This window comes from Neobacillus pocheonensis (genome assembly GCF_050477905.1).
GTDB lineage: Bacteria > Bacillota > Bacilli > Bacillales > Cytobacillaceae > Neobacillus > Neobacillus pocheonensis_A.
In genome coordinates this window covers 246,994-263,485 of the sequence record NZ_JBCNAD010000020.1, presented here as the reverse complement: position 1 = coordinate 263,485, position 16,492 = coordinate 246,994, and the positions used below count along the sequence as shown (strand labels likewise).

The 16,492-nt window shown below is 41.5% G+C and carries 17 protein-coding genes and 2 riboswitches; of the genes, 1 reads left to right on the top strand and 16 read right to left on the bottom strand.

Translation table 11 applies throughout. The annotated features are described in order from the left end of the window. Window positions 1–10: 10 nt before the first annotated feature. From ABES02_RS11390 to ABES02_RS11340, 11 genes are all read right to left on the bottom strand, one after another. The gene (locus tag ABES02_RS11390) at window positions 11–679 is read right to left on the bottom strand and encodes a methionine ABC transporter permease (protein ID WP_430134389.1); all 669 of its coding nucleotides are present in this window, start codon (window positions 677–679) and stop codon (window positions 11–13) included. Continuing rightward, window positions 672–1,697 (bottom strand): methionine ABC transporter ATP-binding protein, encoded by a 1,026-nt coding sequence (locus tag ABES02_RS11385; protein WP_430134387.1) that lies wholly within the window; start codon window positions 1,695–1,697, stop codon window positions 672–674. Before ABES02_RS11385 ends, ABES02_RS11390 begins: the two co-directional genes overlap by 8 nt. Before the next feature lie 161 nt (window positions 1,698–1,858). Beyond that, a riboswitch (SAM riboswitch) is annotated at window positions 1,859–1,963 on the bottom strand. 122 nt (window positions 1,964–2,085) lie between these two features. Then, window positions 2,086–3,402: an O-acetylhomoserine aminocarboxypropyltransferase/cysteine synthase family protein gene (locus ABES02_RS11380; RefSeq protein WP_430134385.1), complete on the bottom strand. Its 1,317-nt coding sequence runs from the start codon at window positions 3,400–3,402 to the stop codon at window positions 2,086–2,088. Window positions 3,403–3,461: 59 nt separating this feature from the next. Then, window positions 3,462–3,569: riboswitch (SAM riboswitch) on the bottom strand. A 70-nt stretch (window positions 3,570–3,639) separates the two neighbouring features. Then, window positions 3,640–3,972, bottom strand: coding sequence for a hypothetical protein (locus tag ABES02_RS11375; protein WP_430134382.1), 333 nt, complete (start codon window positions 3,970–3,972; stop codon window positions 3,640–3,642). 796 nt (window positions 3,973–4,768) lie between these two features. After that, on the bottom strand, window positions 4,769–5,077 hold the full coding sequence (locus tag ABES02_RS11370; protein WP_430134380.1) for a thioredoxin family protein: 309 nt from the start codon (window positions 5,075–5,077) through the stop codon (window positions 4,769–4,771). 6 nt (window positions 5,078–5,083) lie between these two features. Further along, window positions 5,084–5,440: a toprim domain-containing protein gene (locus ABES02_RS11365; RefSeq protein ID WP_430134376.1), complete on the bottom strand. Its 357-nt coding sequence runs from the start codon at window positions 5,438–5,440 to the stop codon at window positions 5,084–5,086. Between the two features lie 246 nt (window positions 5,441–5,686). After that, complete coding sequence (gcvH, locus tag ABES02_RS11360; RefSeq protein WP_430134374.1) at window positions 5,687–6,070, bottom strand: glycine cleavage system protein GcvH; 384 nt, start codon at window positions 6,068–6,070, stop codon at window positions 5,687–5,689. 79 nt (window positions 6,071–6,149) lie between these two features. Further along, complete coding sequence (locus tag ABES02_RS11355) at window positions 6,150–6,509, bottom strand: arsenate reductase family protein (protein ID WP_430134371.1); 360 nt, start codon at window positions 6,507–6,509, stop codon at window positions 6,150–6,152. A gap of 176 nt (window positions 6,510–6,685) precedes the next feature. Next, window positions 6,686–8,467, bottom strand: a complete 1,782-nt coding sequence (locus ABES02_RS11350; RefSeq protein ID WP_430134368.1) for an acyl-CoA dehydrogenase family protein — start codon at window positions 8,465–8,467, stop codon at window positions 6,686–6,688. 30 nt (window positions 8,468–8,497) lie between these two features. Continuing rightward, window positions 8,498–9,673 (bottom strand): acetyl-CoA C-acetyltransferase, encoded by a 1,176-nt coding sequence (locus tag ABES02_RS11345; RefSeq protein ID WP_430134366.1) that lies wholly within the window; start codon window positions 9,671–9,673, stop codon window positions 8,498–8,500. Between the two features lie 32 nt (window positions 9,674–9,705). Further along, window positions 9,706–12,093, bottom strand: coding sequence for a 3-hydroxyacyl-CoA dehydrogenase/enoyl-CoA hydratase family protein (locus tag ABES02_RS11340; RefSeq protein ID WP_430134364.1), 2,388 nt, complete (start codon window positions 12,091–12,093; stop codon window positions 9,706–9,708). A 217-nt stretch (window positions 12,094–12,310) separates the two neighbouring features. On the opposite strand from ABES02_RS11340, the gene ABES02_RS11335 reads away from it, so the two are divergent. After that, on the top strand, window positions 12,311–12,442 hold the full coding sequence (locus tag ABES02_RS11335) for a YuzL family protein (protein ID WP_430134362.1): 132 nt from the start codon (window positions 12,311–12,313) through the stop codon (window positions 12,440–12,442). 30 nt (window positions 12,443–12,472) lie between these two features. Here the strand turns inward: ABES02_RS11335 and ABES02_RS11330 are convergent, their stop codons facing one another. Genes ABES02_RS11330 through ABES02_RS11310 form a run of 5 tightly spaced genes read right to left on the bottom strand, consistent with a single transcriptional unit; the run spans window position 12,473 to window position 16,338 of the window. After that, window positions 12,473–12,724 carry a DUF2573 family protein gene (locus ABES02_RS11330; protein WP_430134360.1) on the bottom strand — a complete coding sequence of 84 codons (252 nt, stop codon included), beginning with the start codon at window positions 12,722–12,724 and terminating at the stop codon, window positions 12,473–12,475. Continuing rightward, entirely contained in the window at window positions 12,684–13,451 is a 768-nt protein-coding gene (locus ABES02_RS11325) for an IucA/IucC family C-terminal-domain containing protein (protein WP_430134358.1), read from the bottom strand. Before ABES02_RS11325 ends, ABES02_RS11330 begins: the two co-directional genes overlap by 41 nt. Further along, a complete protein-coding gene (locus tag ABES02_RS11320; protein ID WP_430134357.1) occupies window positions 13,444–14,265 on the bottom strand; it encodes an ABC transporter ATP-binding protein in 822 nt (273 codons plus the stop codon). The genes ABES02_RS11325 and ABES02_RS11320 overlap by 8 nt, the downstream gene beginning before the upstream one ends. A 16-nt stretch (window positions 14,266–14,281) precedes the next feature. Next, window positions 14,282–15,337: a FecCD family ABC transporter permease gene (locus tag ABES02_RS11315; RefSeq protein WP_430134355.1), complete on the bottom strand. Its 1,056-nt coding sequence runs from the start codon at window positions 15,335–15,337 to the stop codon at window positions 14,282–14,284. After that, window positions 15,334–16,338 carry a FecCD family ABC transporter permease gene (locus tag ABES02_RS11310; RefSeq protein WP_430134354.1) on the bottom strand — a complete coding sequence of 335 codons (1,005 nt, stop codon included), beginning with the start codon at window positions 16,336–16,338 and terminating at the stop codon, window positions 15,334–15,336. Before ABES02_RS11310 ends, ABES02_RS11315 begins: the two co-directional genes overlap by 4 nt. Between the last annotated feature and the right edge of the window lie 154 nt (window positions 16,339–16,492).

Genomic DNA, 16,492 nt, shown 5'->3' with positions numbered 1-16,492 from the left:
CCTCTCCTTTTTATCTTTTATCTAATTTTGAAGTGATGAAATCACCAATAAATTGAATCACAAACACAATAAGTAGAATGACGACTGTAGCCATAAAGGTGACATCATTTTGGTTTCGCTGGTACCCATAGTTGTAAGCGAGACTTCCCAAGCCGCCTGCCCCAATCGCACCCGCCATCGCCGTGTAACTGACAAGGGCAATCGCTGTAACCGTAATCCCTGAAATGAGTGCCGGCATTGATTCTGGAAGTAGTACCTTCCAAATGATGGTGCCAGTTGTTGCTCCCATTGAACGGGCTGCTTCAATAACCCCTTTATCAATCTCTCTAAGGCCAATTTCCACCATCCGCGCATAAAACGGGGCAGCCCCAATAATTAGTGAAGGCAAGGCGGCATTAACGCCAATCATCGATCCAACCAATATCGTTGTTAACGGAATTAATAACACGATTAAGATGATAAACGGTATGGAGCGGAAAATATTAACGATCGCACTGAATACCACGTTAATCGGTTTATTTTCCCATAGGTTTCCCTTTGAAGTAAGAAATAATATTAATCCGAGCAGGGTCCCTAAAATAAAGGTTGCTAGGACTGAAATCCCCGACATATAAAGGGTATTTTTTGTTTCCTGCCACAAAATTAGCCAATCAACATTTGGAAAATATTCTTTAATCATTTACAACCACCTCCACTCCAACCTGCTGCGACCGGATAAAGTCTACGGCTTTGTCGACTTCATGGTCATCCCCATCAAGATGAATAAAGAGGGTTCCATATGAACCGCTTTGCGTTTGCGAAATTTTCCCCTGCAAAATATTAACCGTCACGTTGTTATGACGAATTAAATTTGTAATCACTGGCTGCTCTGCTGATTCGCCAACAAAAGTTAACTGGACGATTTGTCCGGTATGGTATCGTTCAAGCAAATGATCAACAGTTTCCTTTGTTTCCTCCGGTTCTGTTACCTGTTGTACAAAGCGTTTGGTAATGGCCTGTTCTGGATTTTTAAATACATCCAATACTGGTCCAATCTCCACGACTTTCCCGCTTTCCATGACAGCTACCCGGTGGCAGATCTTTCGGATGACATGCATTTCATGCGTGATTAGAACGATTGTTAATCCAAGCCGTTTATTGATATCGACTAATAAGTCTAGGATTGAATCCGTTGTTTGAGGATCGAGCGCTGAGGTAGCCTCATCACAAAGTAATACCTTAGGGTTATTGGCAAGTGCTCTGGCAATACCGACCCTTTGTTTTTGCCCACCGCTAAGTTGAGAAGGATAAGCATTTTCTCTGCCTTCAAGACCAACCAACTTAATTAGCTCGTTAACTCTTTTTTGCCTTTGAGAGGCTGGGACTCCGGCGATTTCTAATGGAAAGGCAATATTATCGCTAACGGTTCTTGACCATAGGAGATTGAAATGCTGGAAAATCATGCTGATTTCCTGGCGCGCCTTCCTTAACTCGCTTCCCTTGATTTTTGAAATTTCGCGACCTGCCACCGTAACCGTACCATCCGTTGGAAGTTCAAGTCCATTGAGCATCCGGATTAAGGTACTTTTCCCTGCGCCGCTATATCCAATCACTCCGAAAATTTCTCCCTCTTTAATTTCTAGGTTGACATCATCAACTGCTTTTAGCTGCCCCTGTTTCGAAGGAAAGATTTTTCGGACATTTTTTATCGAAATCATTGAATGGTTTCACCTACTTTTTATCCTGTTTACTTAAAATTCTGAAATTGCAACCTACTACTTGAATATAGGGTTTGATTGTTCCATTGGAATGATTCCTATTTCAGGAAAATAAAAAGCCTTCCTGCGCAGGCAGAAAGGCATCATTAATATAATCCTTTCTCCCATCTCCCAAAGCAATCGCTTTGTGTGAATTGGCACCATTTCAATAAATTGACGGTTGCCGGGCTTCATCGGGCACATCCCTCCACCTCTCTTGATAAGAGCATCAAGCATCCTATATTCAATTAACACTTTAAATCGATTAAGTAATTATTTCACAAAAGCTATCGTAACACGGATAAAAAGGAGTGTCAATGAAATTTCTGAAAAAATAATTTAGGAAATTTTATACATTGGCCTTTATCGACGTTAACCCAGTTGACGCCTCAATCGCTGATTCTAAATCCTCAATTAGATCCTGAACATTTTCAATTCCAATCGATAAACGGATTAAGTCCTCTGATACACCAGCTGCTTTGAGTCCTTCCGCATCCAGCTGCTGATGTGTGGTACTAGCCGGATGAATGATTAAACTCTTTGCATCCCCAACATTAGCAACATGCGCCCATAATGAAAGAGCATCAATCAGTTTCGCCCCTGCTTCTTTTCCACCCTTAATACCGAAAATAACCATAGATCCCGCACCTTTTGGCAAGTACTTTTTAGCTAAATCATAATCAGGGTGTGAAGCATGCCCTGGATAAGAGACCCACTCAACAGCGGGGTGATTTAACAAATATTCCACTACTTGATTAGTATTGGCCACATGCTCTTTCATGCGAACATGGAGAGTCTCAAGACCAAGCGTAAACAAGAAGGCATTTTGCGGACTTAAAGCTGGACCAAGATCACGTAATAATTGCACACGGGCTTTAATGATATAAGCAATGGCACCTAATGCCTCGGCATAAACAAGGTCATGATAGCTTGCATCTGGAGTAATGAAGCCAGGAAACTTTGGCGAATTCCAGTCAAACTTACCGCCATCCACAATGATTCCCCCTGTGGTTGTACCATTGCCTAAGAGCCATTTAGTTGCAGAATGGACAACAATATCTGCCCCATGCTCTATCGGTCGGCACAGGTAAGGTGTAGCAAAAGTATTATCAATAATTAACGGGACTCCGGCTTCATGTGCAATTTCCGCTACTTTTTCAATATCAAGTACGCGCAAGCTTGGATTACCAATCGTTTCAGCGAAGACGGCTTTTGTTTTTTCAGAAATAGCCGTGCGGAGGTTTTCTGGATTATCGGTATCCACAAATTTCACTTTAATTCCGTATTTAGGGAGAGTAACGGCAAATAAATTATAGGTTCCGCCATAGAGATTAGATGCTGCGACAATTTCATCGCCTGCTTCAGCAATATTCAAAATGGCGAGTGTAATGGCAGCCATCCCGCTTGCGACTGCTAGGGCGCCAACACCGCCTTCTAATAAAGCTACTCTTTCTTCAAAAACCGTGGTTGTCGGATTGTGAATACGTGTATATATGTATCCCGGTTCTGCTAAGCTAAACAAGTTGGCTGCATGTTCTGTGCTTTTAAATTGATAGGCATTGTTTTGATAAATCGGAACTGCACGTGCACCTGTCACTGGATCTGGAGCTAAACCGCCATGAACACTTAATGTTTCAAACCGATATTTTTTTTGATTTTCAGCCATTAGTCCCACTCCCTTTTAAAATAAATAACCCCCGCTTCAGTAAGAAGAGGGGGTCTCTCTTCTTATCTTCCAGAGCTTGGTCCGCTCTGCTGGATTTAGCACCGTGTTGTTGTCAAACCGGTTGCCGGGCATCATTGGGCCAGTCCCTCCGCCACTCTTGATAAGATTGATTTTTTAATTGGTAGAATATTCTATTTACATATTACCTGATCGTTAATTCCGAGTCAATACGTATGATTAAATTATTTTTGCAAAATCTTCCTGCGCCTTCGTAAGGTAAAATAGGGATTCAAGCAATAATGTGATTCTTAATGGAGTTGTTATGGTTAGTTGGAGGGTTCGTAATCTTTGCTTACCCTCGAGTAGTTGTGTCATGGCATGTAAATCGCCGCTTATTTCATATTTTGCGGGTTCATTTTGCAGGGTAAAAATGACTCCTTTTTTTATTACTAACTGGATGGATTGTTGGCTTGATACAAGGTTTACCCGTATATCTGCATCTTCAATCAATGGAAGGATATGCTCTTGTTGGCTTACTTTTTCCAGAAACTTATTGAAGGCCTCTATCATTTTCACCACTCCGGTCCAATGCTATTTCCTATACTATTCTTTCAGAAAGAGCTGTAATCCTTTTATTATTGCTCGACAGTTATTGCAGGGATTTCCTGAGAAATATGTCGAAAAACGTTCATACTTTGATAATTTCAATGTGTCCTTATCTAACGGTAAACTGGTTTGTAATGATTGTGGATACGAGGAAGGGCTTGACTCTGCGATTTTGCGAAGCGTGGAGGAAATTAAGCTGCTATTTCCAGATAAGAAAATTACTACTAATGTTGTACAGGAGTGGTGTGGGGTGGATTCAATGAAAACTATTCGGAGGGTTTTAAAGCGAAACTATTATGTTGTTGGAAAGAAAGAATATAGTTTTCTCGATTTAAAATGATACATCTACTCTGAACTTTTACGGTAACCGTTGGCTTTGCTTTTTCATTGTCACGGGCACTCTGAACCTCTCACAGTGACCGGTGGCTCTGCTTTTCTACGGTCACGGGCACTCTGAACCCCTCACAGTGACCGGCGGCTCTATTTTTTCTCTGGCACGGGCACTCTGATCCTTTCACAGTGACCGGCGGCTCTATTTTTTCTCTGGCACGGGCACTCTGAACCTCTCACAGTGACCGGCGGCTCTGTTTTTTCTCTGGTACGGGCACTCTGATCCTTTCACAGTGACCGGCGGCTCTATTTTTTCTCTGGCACCGGCACTCTGAACCTCTCAGAATAACAGGCACGACTTTTTTTAACCAGGAACGCCCACTATCACCCGTGACTCAAAAAAACAGATGCCTCAACCAGCATCTGTTTTTTAGCTTATATACTCTTTAATTTTATCTAACAAATACGGCACAGAGTGGAACGCATAAAGCGTTTCTCTCACCACCCCATTTTGCACGATAAGCAAACAAGGCACACTTTCAACCGCGAAGTCCAAAGCCAAATCTGGATAAAAATTTAAGTTCATTTTTCCACTTTTAATTTCAACTAATTCTTCAATTACTAGCAGCATTTTTGATGCAAGCTGGCAGGTTCCGCATAAAGGGGTATAAAAATATACCAACCCGGTTGCCTCCGATTCGAGGAAGGCAGTTAAATCACTTCTATTCCATTCATTCATTTTCAATTAGCTCATTTCTAAATACTCGGTATGAACGTCAATATTCGCCCCTAACAGTACAGTCGCTAGGTGATGTACTGGCGCGGTGGCTACTTCACGATACATCCGATCAATATATAAATGTTCCGCCTGAGGAAATTCCCGTTTAAATTGTTTGCGCAATTTCTCGCCGGCTTCGTCGGCATCCACCAGGATATAGACATCCTTGTCTTCAAGAAATTCAATCAATTCATCCAATTTTGTGATACTGATGGTTCCATTTGTACAAATGATTTCAACTGGTTCCTTTACGATACTCTTTACTTTATTTTTATCCGATTTTCCTTCGACAATAAGAACTTTGTCAACATACGAATCATTCATTATCCATCACCTATAAGAGAAGTTGTTTTATGTTAACATATTCCAAATTCCGTATAACGTGTGCCTGCTTCTAAGTACGTCAACTATATCATTATTGCCATCTTAAAAATAGGAATTAGCTCATGTCTGTATTTCGCTTGTCTTCACATTTTATTATAGCCTGCCCAAAATTAGTAGTAGAAAAAGTGGAAATTTATACTTATTCAATAGAAAAAGCACCCACATTGAGGTGCCTTTTGCAAAAAATTAGTCTTCTTTAATCATTTCATCGTATTGTTCAGCAGTCATCAGCTTGTCTAACTCACTGCTGTCGGATAGTTCAATTGTAATCATCCATGCTTTTTCATATGGTGATTCATTAACAAACTCAGGGCTGTCGCTTAAATCTTCGTTCACTTCAACGACCTTACCACTAACAGGAGCATAAAGCTCAGAAACAGTTTTAACAGATTCAACGCTGCCGAATGGCTCATCAGCGGTTACTACATCGCCAACTTCAGGAAGTTCAACGAAAACAATATCGCCTAACTCATGTTGTGCAAAGTCAGTGATCCCTACACGCACTTTTTCTCCTTCAACTTTTACCCATTCATGTTCTTCAGAATAACGTAATTCTTTTGGTGTACTCATTAGTTAAATCCCTCCAATAAATTTTCTCTTAAATCTATCATCGAAATAAATCGATTACCAGTTTCGCATGATGGCAACGTTACTTCAGCCACATTTTTTCAAACTCTTCATCTTTAAAGCCCACTGTAACATGCTCACCGTTAGATAAGATAGGACGTTTGATTAACATGCCGTCGGATGCTAATAAATCTAATAGTTCATCGTCAGTTGCCGACTTCATTCGATCTTTCATCCCTAATTCCCGGTATTTCTGACCGCTTGTATTAAAAAACTTCTTTAATTCCAAGCCGCTTTTTTGGAAAAATCCCTGCAGTTGCTCACGTGACGGAGGATTTTCCACAATATGTACTTCTTCATAAGAAATATGATTGGCATCCAGCCATTTCTTCGCGTTTCGACAGGTTCCACATTTCGGATACCAGTAAAAAGTTAATGCCAACGGTTACACCACCCTCTAAAACCCTTTAGTCAAATGCATTTTATCATATGACATTTCAAAATCCTAATAGACGGCATTCAAAGATAAATTTCGACACCTTTTGTAGAATTTCCTGCTTATAAAAAAAATATTTAAAAATAAAAAGCTCCCCTCAAACTTGAAGGGAGCGGAGCACGTTACACTAAATAGCGTTCTGCCTCAATGATTACATCTGCGGCTTCACGTTTTTTCGCAATCACGTTGATCGGTGTGTGGCGAGTGAACTTGCGAAGTGATGTAAGCATCATACGAAGGGTGTCACCTTGTTCGATCGCCACTAGTGTTTCTTTCGCATGCGCTTCGATTTCATTAAAGGCTTCTTGACAGAAGATTTGTGTGTAAAGAAGCTTTTGCTTGCTCTTCTCTAAGCCGGCCTTAGCAATTGCTTTCTCAGTACGTAAAACAACTGATTCCATTGCATAAACTTGAGATGTAATATCCGCGATATTAGAGAGGATTTCTTGTTCAGTTTCAAGCGCTTTGCCAAATTTTTGTGCCGCTAAACCAGCTGCAAGCAAGCCAATCTTTTTTGCATTTCTAACGAGGTATTTTTCTTGCGCAAGCGGCTCATCGCCAGGCTCTTCCGGCATTAACATCATTAATTCCTCTTGAAGCGCCATTGCTTTTTGGAATAAAGGAAGCTCTCCTTTAAATGCCTTTTTCAAGAAGGTGCCTGGCACCAATAGTCGGTTGATTTCGTTTGTTCCTTCAAAAATGCGGTTAATCCGGGCATCACGATAAGCTCTTTCAATTGGATATTCCTGCATGAAGCCGTATCCGCCATGAATTTGGACGCCTTCGTCTACCACATACGACAATACTTCACTTGCAAAGAATTTATTTACGGAGCATTCGATTGCATATTCCGCAATTGAACCAGCAACCTTCTTAATGTCCTTCGCCTCTTCAGTAGAGAGCTGTCCCTGGTTATTTTCATACAAACCAATTGTACGGTAAACAGAGCTTTCAGCGGCATAGATTTTAGAAGCCATTGTGCCGAATTTTTCTTTTGTCAAATTGAATTGGGCAATTGGTGTTTTAAATTGTTTACGGCCATTTGCATATTTTACTGTCATTTCAAATGCTTTTTTTGAGCCGCCGACACCGCCGACTGCTAGCTTGTAACGGCCGATGTTTAAGATGTTAAACGCGATAACATGACCTTTGCCATATTCGCCTAATAAATTTTCAACAGGGACTGCTACATCTTCTAAAATTAGTGTACGAGTGGATGAGCTTTTGATCCCCATTTTCTTTTCTTCAGCACCAGTAGAAACGCCTTTGAAGTCTTTTTCGACAATGAAAGCCGTGAAGTGTTCACCATCGATTTTTGCATAGACAACAAATACGTCAGCAAAGCCGGCATTTGTGATCCATTGCTTTTCACCATTTAGGATATAGTGAGTTCCTGCAGCATTTAGTTTTGCAGTAGTTCTAGCACCTAGGGCATCTGAGCCTGAGCCTGGCTCTGTTAAGGCATAGGCTGCAATTTTTTCACCTGATGCAAGGGCAGGCAAATACTTTTTCTTTTGCTCATCGTTTCCGAATAAAACGATTGGTAAGGATCCAATTCCAACGTGTGCCCCATAAGAAAGGGAAAATCCGCCAGCCCCTGACATTTTTTCTGTAATAACTGATGAAGTGACTTTATCTAATCCTAAGCCGTCAAACTCTTCAGGGACGTCAACGGCTAATAAACCAAGGTCACCCATTTTCTTTAACAGCTTCACGGTACGATCAAATTCATGGTTTTCTAAGTGTTCAAGCACCGGAGCCACTTCTTTTTCAACAAAGTCTGCTGCTGTTTGGGCAATCATTAAGTGTTCTTCGGTAAAATCCTCTGGTGTAAAAATATCTTCATATGAAAGATCCTCAACTAAAAAGCTTCCGCCTTTTACGATTTTTTTAGTTTCAGTCATGAAAATTCCTCCTAATCTTTTTTTAAGGTTTTACAATAATTCAAATACTCCTGCTGCACCCATTCCGCCGCCAATACACATGGTGACAACACCAAATTGTTCGTTTCGGCGCTTCAATTCATGGATAAGACTTAATGTAAGCTTTGCTCCTGTGCAGCCTAGTGGGTGGCCAAGAGCAATGGCTCCGCCGTTTACGTTTACTTTCTCTTCATTAAGTCCCAACTCACGAATAACCTGAAGAGATTGTGAGGCAAAGGCTTCGTTTAATTCAAATAGATTAATATCAGATACCTCTAAACCAGCTAACTTCAACGCTTTTGGAATCGCCACAACCGGGCCGACACCCATTATTTCAGGAGGAACTCCTCCGACTGCGAATGATCTAAATTTCGCTAATGGCTTAAGTCCAAGCGACTCTGCCTTTTCACGGTCCATCAACATGAGGGCCGCTGCTCCATCACTAGTTTGTGAGGCATTACCAGCCGTTACCGAACCTGTAACAGAGAAGGCCGGGCGGAGCTTCGCTAATGTTTCTAAGTTTGTATCTGGACGAACACCTTCGTCTTGTGAAAATTGAATCGTTTTTTCAACTAGTTTATTGTCTTTACCAACTGTACGAATGGTGACATCGACGGGTACGATTTCATCAACGAATTTTCCTTCGACTAACGCTTTAGCCGCACGCTGATGACTTCTTACCGCAAAGGCGTCTTGATCTTCGCGGGAAATGCCATACTTTTGCGCTACTTGCTCAGCGGTATGCCCCATTCCCATGTAATACTGAGGAGCAGTTTCCGCCAATTTAACGTTTGGACGAACGACATGCCCCATCATCGGAATTAAACTCATCGATTCTGCTCCGCCTGCGATGGCTGTATCGGTGTGGCCAAGCATAATTCCTTGGGCTGCATAAGCAATCGCCTGCAAGCCCGATGAGCAGAAACGATTGATAGTGATGGCGGGGACCGTGTAAGGAAGTCCTGCTAATGCCCCGATATTACGGGCCATGTTATTTCCTTGTTCCGCTTCAGGCATAGCACAGCCAATGATTAAATCATCAATATTTCCTTCATAATTACCGGCCCGCTTTAATGTTTCTTTTACGACCAATGCTCCCAAATCATCTGGACGAACCTGGGCAAGCGTTCCTTTCTTTGCTTTGCCAACCGGGGTCCGCGCTCCGGCCACAATTACCGCTTCTCTCATGAAGTTCCCTCACTTTCTCTTAATCTATTAGTTTAGTTACGTAATGGTTTACCCTTTACAAGCATGTGCTGCATGCGCTGTTGTGTTTTTGGCTCTCTAATTAGGCTTAAGAATGCTTCTCTCTCTAAATCCAATAGATATTGCTCATCGACTTCCGTACCAAATGGCACTTTCCCGCCGGCAATGACATAGGCAATCTTCTTGGCAATTTTTAGATCGTGTTCAGAAATGAAGCCGGATAAACGCATCGCTTCTGCACCAAGCAGAAGTGTCGCATAACCTGTTTCACCTACGACTGGAACCTTGCGGCGCACTTTAGGCTTATAGCCTTTTTCATGTAAAGCTAGCACTGCTTGTTTGGCATCATAGAGCAGATGGTCGCCATTGAAACTGATTCCATCAGCAAAGTTTAAGAAATTATTTTCACGAGCTTCATCACCTGATGTAGATACCTTCGCGGTGGCGATGGATTCAAATACCTTATTCGCTATATTCTGCAAGTCGAATTGGACACCATTTGGCAAGCTTTCTAAATGCTTAATGTAAAGCTCCTTGTTTCCGCCTCCACCTGGAAGCAAGCCTACACCTACTTCAACAAGACCCATATATGTTTCTGACGAGGCTTGAATGTGTGCTGCAGGTAAGCATACCTCTGCTCCGCCACCAAGTGTCATTCCAAATGGGGCTGCCACAACTGGCTTAGAGCTGTATTTTACTTTTAAAAGTGCATTGTGAAGATGACGAACCACCATATCTAGCTCAGGTATATTATCATCCTGGGCTTCCATTAGCATCATCGCCAGGTTTGCACCAACGCAGAAGTTCTTTCCTTGGTTTCCGATCACTAGTCCCTTATAATTTTTCTCGACTTCATCGACAGCGAAGTTAATCATTTGCACGATATCTAGTCCGATGGCGTTATTTGGTGAGTGGAATTCTAGCAGGGCTACCCCGTCACCAATATCAATCAGGCTTGCGCCACCATTCTTTTTAATAACACCTTTTTGATTTTTAATTTTCTTAAGGTCAATCACTTTTGGATTGATCTCCACAAGTTGGTATTCGCCTTTGTGATAAAAATAGAGATCACCGTTTTCTTCCTTATAGAACGTGGTGTTTCCTTTCTCGAGCATTTCTGTCACCCAAGCTGGCACTTCCAAGCCCTCTTCTTTCATTTTCTGAACTGATTGTTCGACACCAATGGCATCCCAATTTTCAAAGGGACCTTTTTCCCAGCCGAAGCCCCATTTCATCGCTCTATCGATTGAAACGATTGTTTCAGCAATTTCTCCTAATAACTGTGCAGAGTATATTAAAGAATGTTTCGTTGTATTCCATAAAAATTGTCCGGCACGATCATTTGCGTATACAAGCGCTTTCAATTTGTTCCCTGTTCCTTTTTCCTGCTTAGAGAGCTCTACTGAAGGAGTGGAAAGCTTTTTGCGTGGACCATACTCAAGTGTGTTTGGATCCAATTCAAGAATTTCTTTGCCTTTTTTCAAAAAGAACCCTTGCCCGGATTTACTGCCAAGCCATCCTTTTTCCACCATTGTCTTCATAAATGAAGGGACTTCGAATACTTCTTTTTCTTCTCCAGCGACATTTTCATATACATTGTTTGCTACATGATAGAAAGTATCTAATCCTACTACATCAAGTGTACGGAATGTCGCACTTTTCGCACGGCCGATTAAAGGTCCAGTGATTGAATCAATTTCACCGACGCTGTAGCCGCCTTTTAGCATTTCACGAACAGTTACAAGGAGCCCATAAGTACCTATGCGGTTACCAATAAAGTTCGGTGTATCCTTTGCGACAACCACACCTTTACCTAAAACATCCTCACCAAACGTTTTCATGAATGAGAGAACTTCTGGATCTGTATATTGCGTTGGGATAATCTCAAGCAATTTTAAATAACGCGGCGGGTTAAAGAAATGTGTTCCAAGGAAGTGCTTTTTAAAATCATCGGAACGTCCTTCCACCATCGCTTCCACTGAGATTCCAGAAGTATTGGAACTGACGATACTGCCGGGCTTGCGGTATTGATCAACCTTTTCAAAAACCTGTTTCTTTACATTCAGATTTTCAACAACTACTTCGATAACCCAGTCAACATCTTTCAATTTGACTAAATCGTCTTCGAGGTTTCCTGCTTCAATTAGGGCAAGATTTTTTTTCACGGTTAATGGTGCTGGCTTTTGCTTTAATAATTTTTGAATGTTCGCTACACTGATACGATTGCGTACCTGTTTGTCAGATAAAGAGAGTCCTTTTGCTTCTTCTTCCTTGGTTAATTCACGTGGCACAATATCCAATAATAGTGTTGGTATTCCAATGTTTGCGAGATGCGCCGCAATTCCTGACCCCATTACTCCAGATCCTAGGACGGCTGCTTTTTTAATAAGTTGGTTCAACATTGTCTCCCCCTTCATCGCTTTGAATGAATACTCATTCATTTTTTTATTAAAAAAATTTCACATTTGAATGAGTCCTGTTATTAATTAATATAAAATATTTCGAAAATTTGTGCAATCAATAAACGCGGAAAATTGAATTTTTTTTGAAAAATTACTTTTATCTTGACTTTTGATAATTTTAGGTGATGTGGGAAATCTATTTTTAGAGGTGATATCAATGGGTAAAATGAAAAAAAATCCTTCCAAGGCAAGCGTAAGTGCTGCTAGTGCGCAGGGCAATGCTGGCCCTGGCCGCGAGGATCCAGGATTCAACAAAACAAACAGCCAAAATAGTCAGTTTAAAAAATAGAAAAACAGGCTGAACCATTCAGCCTGTTTTTCACTTTTTTGCAGAGTTTCGATGCTGTTCATTTAGTTGTTTGATTTCGTTAATGATTTGCTTCATTTCTTCCTTTGCTTCTGGGTATAGTTCATTCCAGTGCTTGGCGAGAGCGGGCATGGATTTAGCGATGTGGGTGTAGAGAGCCCAGGATTTCACTTTTTCTTTCGTAACCTCAGAGGATTCCCCAACTAATAACTCACTGTATTTTTCAAGCAAAGCTTCGAACTGCTGAGCAAATACTTTCTCCATCATGACACCTTCTATCTTTGGTGATTTGCGTACACGGACAGGTTTTGCAACGCTTACCAGCCGGTAATTGATAAGAAAAACAACATGTATTCCTCATTCTAACTTCTTCGACCTTTTCGGTATAGTATTTTTGCAGAGGATTTCCTTTATATCGTCCAAACATCGCTCCTTCTGCTTCGACCATCAAAAAACGAAAATCATTTAATACGTTTCCATTATTTAAATCCTTTAATTCGGTTTCATACAGCCAGAATATGTACACAGCAATATTTTCCCACAAAATTAACCTCGAAATTCTGAACATTTTTTCTAATTTTTCGATGATAGGGAATATATTTTTTGCAAAAAGGTCTTTTAATACTCCTCTTCTCCACTCAGCACGGTTCTTCCCATCCCATGCAATTCCGTTTGCATCCTTTAATGATAGGGAAGGGAGCCACTCCTTCCCTTGCTCGGGAGACTCCATTTCAATATTGCTTAAAGTCACATTCAGCTTTTTATTCCAAACAGTCATGACGTAAAGTGACAAGACCGTAATGAATGCATACCTTTTCATAAAAATCGAAGCAGACACTTTTTCCGACGGAGCACCAATTGATTCACTGAGATTATCAATGAATACCTTTAGAAATTTTTCATCAAGTAAATCGCCGACGCAAAATGAATTTTTCAATTCTGATGCTAACCTATATTTTTGCAGATTAGTTTCTGCCAGCATGTTACCCATTGGCTGCTACCGCCTTCTCGATGATACATCTTCCCTTCCCATAAGGAATGCAAAGGGGTGTACCGAATAAAGGGTCCTTCATAACTTCACAGTCCATATCAAAAACATTTTTTACAAGACTGCCATTGATGACATACTCGGGTTTTCCCTGAGCGTAAACCTTTTGATCTTTAATCGCTACAACGTTATGAGCATAGCGGCAGGCGAGGTTAAGGTCGTGCAAGACCATAACGACGGTTCGATTCTTCAATTCATTTAGTTCAAACAACAAATCGAGAATTTCGATTTGATGGGTCATATCTAAATAGGTGGTTGGTTCATCTAGTAAAATAATCTCGGTGTCCTGGGCCAAAGTCATCGCAATCCAAGCGCGCTGTCTTTGTCCTCCGGAAAGAGAGTCAACTGGCCTTTCTTTCAAGTGCTCTAAGCGTGTCGCTTTTAGGGCATCATTAACCTTTTTCTCGTCCTCTTCCGACCATTGCTTTAACCAGGATTGATGCGGATAACGTCCCTGTTTGACAAGCTGCAAAACGGTTAAGCCCTCAGGCGCGGTTGGCGACTGCGGCAAAATCGCCATTTTTCTTGCAATTTCTTTGGTAGAAAGCGTGGCAATTGCCTTTCCTTCAAGGATAACCGAACCGGATTTTGGCTTGAGCAGACGGGCGATTGAACGAAGCAGAGTTGACTTTCCACAGCCATTTGCTCCAATAAAAACGGTTATTTCACCCTTTGGAATTTGCAAATTCAACTCATTAATAATGAGCGTTTCCCCATATGAAAGTGATAATTCTTTCGTTTCAATCGCATTCTTCATCATGCCAGCTCCTTTTCTAAGCATTTCTTGTTTTAAAAAGCAGATAGATAAAATAAGGTGCACCAATTCCAGCTGTGAATACACCTGCCGGAACCTCTAATGGCGAAAACATTGTTCGCCCGATTAAATCTGCGACCATGACTAAAATTCCGCCTAAGAGCGCAGAGGTTGGAAGCAGTGCGCCAAATGAGGAACCTACTAACCTCCGTGCCATATGCGGAGCCATAAGGCCAACAAAGCCAATTCCGCCGGCAAAGGCTACCGAACTTCCGATTAATGCGGTACTAATCATGAGCAGCATAAACCGCTGCTTTTGAACCTTACCACCCAATCCGGTAGCAACTTCATCACCAAGCTCTTGGATATTGATGGTTCTTGAAACTGCAAAAGCAATAATGAGAAATATGACTGACCATGGGACCAGAGTGGCAACATTTTTCCAATTGGAGCCGTAAACAGTACCAGTAATCCAAATGTTTGCCTGACTTGCCTGATAAATCGGACCCATTACCATGGTTAAAGTTGTTAATGCTTGCATTAATGTTGATATTCCTATTCCTATCAAAACCAGCCTGATTGGTGAAACGCCATTTTTCCATGCAAGGAAATAGACTAAAAAAGCAACAACTCCAGCACCGATAAAAGCAGCTAATGGCAGCCAGGCAATGCTGACGGTTAAGGAATGGTTTTTATCACTAAATAACGCTAAAAAACTAACAACGGCAAAGGCCGCTCCGCCAGTAATCCCAAGGACATCTGGGGAAGCCAGCGGATTGCGGATCATTCCTTGTAAAATGCCTCCTGCAACGGCTAAAGAAATCCCAACCATTAAAGCGATAATGATTCTTGGCAGCCGAAAGGATTCGATAACCAGCGTTTCCATTTCAGGTCCTGTACCAAATAAAACCTTAACCACGGTAAGCGGGCTAATTTTCATTTCACCAGCGCCCGTGCTTATGATAAAGACTGCAAAAGTTATCAAAAAAAGAATCATAAAAATAATGACTGCTTTACGATCGAGTAAAAATGACATTCGACCATTAAATACACGGAAATTTTTATATTTACTCATCTAGCATTGAACCCCCTTCTTGCAATGTAAATGAAGAATGGAGTTCCAATGATGGCCGTCATAACCCCGACAGGAACTTCGGACGGCATTAAAATATAGCGCGCAGCAATATCTGCGGCTAATAATAGAATCGCCCCTAGGATTCCGGCCAATGGTATCACCCACCGATGGTCGATTCCGATAATCGATCTAGTAATGTGCGGGACCACAATTCCAACAAAGCCAATCGGACCAGCCACAGCAACGGAGCCGCCAGCCAATAAAATGACCAAAACTCCAATTGTAATTTTTACAAAGCCGGTATTTAACCCAAGGCCCTTTGCTACGTCTTCCCCCATAGCGAGGATATTCATTTTTCCTGCAATGATGAAAGAACCAAGCCAGCCTATCCCTATGTATGGCAGGACTGAAATCAGCGTTTCCAATTTCCGGCCTGAAACTGAACCTGCCAGCCAAAACAATACTTGATCAAGCATGGCATCATCCAATACAAGCAAACCTTGTGTAAATGAGGAAAACATCGCTGACATCGCAGCACCCGCTAGTGTCAGCTTCATTGGTGTCAACCCTTCACGGCCGAATGAACCGATAGCGTAAACACTGATGGCGGCGACAGCTGCTCCTAGGAAAGCGAGACCGCTGAATGCCTGCAGGCTGTTAACCGAAAACAAGCTCATGGCGACGACAACAGCAAATCCTGCACCAGCATTAATCCCAAAAATTCCAGGCGAAGCCAATGGGTTTTTCGTTAATGTTTGCATGAGAACCCCGGCAATGGCCAAGCTGGCCCCAACAGCAGAAGCAATCAACGCCCTCGGCAATCTAACCGTTTGAATAATAATATGTTCATTGGATCCATTGTTATTTGTAAAGGCATCGATCGCTGTTTGCCAACTTGTTTCCGTATAGCCAAAAACAATGCTGGCACAGATAAAACCAAGCATAAACAGGATTGCCGTGATTAAACCAATCCATTTTGTAAAAGTACTTTTTAAAAACATTTCGAGTTAAACCTTTCTATTAGGTTATTAATTTAAGTTTAGCCTCAATTGATAATGATTGTCAATTGAAATGAGAATCATTTTCAATAAAATTGTTGACAGTTGGCTAGTTCCCATTTTATGATAAGCGTGTAGATGAAAATGATTATCATTC